This window comes from Shewanella sp. ECSMB14101 (assembly GCF_000773485.1).
Taxonomy (GTDB): Bacteria; Pseudomonadota; Gammaproteobacteria; order Enterobacterales; family Shewanellaceae; genus Shewanella; species Shewanella marisflavi.
The window spans coordinates 1-1,776 of record NZ_JSFF01000055.1; the positions used below are offsets into that span (position 1 = coordinate 1).

Annotated in this window: 2 protein-coding genes; both read right to left on the bottom strand. The window is 41.9% G+C overall.

Going from position 1 to position 1,776, the window contains the following annotated elements; translation table 11 throughout:
* Positions 1-114: 114 nt before the first annotated feature.
* A complete protein-coding gene (locus NY07_RS18725; RefSeq protein WP_033540872.1) occupies positions 115-1,026 on the bottom strand; it encodes a nucleotidyl transferase AbiEii/AbiGii toxin family protein in 912 nt (303 codons plus the stop codon).
* Positions 1,019-1,555, bottom strand: a complete 537-nt coding sequence (gene abiEi / locus NY07_RS18730) for a type IV toxin-antitoxin system AbiEi family antitoxin (RefSeq protein ID WP_235363982.1) — start codon at positions 1,553-1,555, stop codon at positions 1,019-1,021. Before abiEi ends, NY07_RS18725 begins: the two co-directional genes overlap by 8 nt.
* Positions 1,556-1,776 lie beyond the last annotated feature (221 nt).

Below are 1,776 nucleotides of genomic sequence, written 5' to 3' on the forward strand. Positions count from 1 at the left end.
TCTCCCCTGCTCGGGCCTTTTTGTAGAGCCCTTTGGAGCGCGATGATCATAGGTACAAAGCACTCACAAAGGTATCTTTTTAGATACCTTTGTGAGTACTTAAATGCTGTAGCGCTACATCTTAAATTCGAACTCTTGTCTTGCTTCGAACAACGTTGACTTAACATCCTTGAATAAACTGATCAGCGTTGCTTCAAGATACTGAATGAACTTCGATGACTCCAAAGTTCTTTCTACGATGTCAGTCGGTAAAAATCGAACCATTTGTTCTTTGAAAGCTGCATCACCAATCATCGATGGGATACGTTCCAGAACCCGGTCTAACATCGCTTGGTAATTGTCAAGTCGGTAATCCTCAATCTTACGTCGCACCAAATCTTCATCGAACTTAGCGTTATGTTGAGTCAACCAAACTAAATCCCATATATCACGATAGCGCACGTAGTTTTGAGTGGCTGGTAACGAGATAATTTTGTCTGCAAACACCTCATTTATACTCTCCGCTACAACGATAGTTTGAGCGTAGCCCTCGGGCAAAAACTCGTAGTTAATATTTAGCGCAACTGGCTCAGGTTGATGAGCAGGAACATTCGCAATCTCTAGTTTAATCTTTTGCTTCGGCAATTCCTTTCGACCTGGTGCAGTCACCACTACGACTTGCCATTTATCTACACGCAACTCTGCATACTCTGGAAGCTCCTTCAATGTTGAAGGCTCTTTAACGGTAACCTCAAGTCCGTACCGCTTACCAATGTACTCTTCGATACAAGTCTTGATTTCTTTAAGCTTATCCGCAGAAAAATCTACGCCACCCGCAAAGTCTAAATCTTCACTGAATCGACTACCACCGCGACAAAGACGCAAAGATGTCCCGCCCTGGAATACCAAGTCATCTAATAGTCCTTTCTTCTCCAGGCAGTAAATGATGTCGTAATGCAACAGCTCTTTTTCGACTACTGGTTGCATCTGAGACAAATTGCCTTGTTCCATAATTCGGTGAACTAAAGCCGAAAAACTTTCATTCATTAAGTACTCTCCTATCCACCATATTTATATTTCGTCCTACCCTCTTCAAGTCCCTAAACGCAGCTTCAGGCGTCGCGATTCTCAACGGGTGATCAGTTTTGATCGTGTTATCGATGATATCCAGCGGATCTCGCTTAGTGTGAGTAAACTCAATAACACCGTAAGGCGTTTTGAAAATGCCCTTTCTTCCAGTAGTCATGATAGTGATACGGTCAATTGGAATTTGTGAAATAGCTCCGTATTGCGACAACGCTGATTCAAGAGAAACGTAGTTGTAATCGTACTTCCGAAGAGCACTCGCGATCATCTCAATCATTCGGCGCCCTTTGTTCTTGCTAAGCACATAAACGTAAACCCCTTTCACGGGTTGTTCCAAAATATTGCGTCTTACGAGGCGAGTGACGCTCTGTTTAAAGCCTGTGTCCGTATCTTCAAAAAACAGACGACGCAGATCTCGCTTAGTAAAAACGTGTATACCTTTCTTATCGAATTTGTCTAGTTTATTAATCGCGCCATCAATTTTCATCATCTGTCCCGATTATCGGAGTTACTTTATATTAATAGTACACCACCAACAATTAGTAGACAATAAGGTATTATTTTGGATACCTTTACGACAACTTGATGCACCCTAATGTATAGCATTAAGTAACTCAGACTTTGATAATATTGGAAGCAAAGCTGATATAAGAGTATTTGGCGCAGGTTCAAGCAATACCGCATTCAATGAGGACAATCACTGCGATAGTG

What these genes read in the sequence shown, in the direction of transcription:
- NY07_RS18725 (WP_033540872.1), bottom strand. Translation starts at nt 1,026, where the DNA reads ATGAATGAAAGTTTTTCGGCTTTAGTTCACCGAATTATGGAACAAGGC.
- abiEi (WP_235363982.1), bottom strand. Translation starts at nt 1,555, where the DNA reads ATGATGAAAATTGATGGCGCGATTAATAAACTAGACAAATTCGATAAG.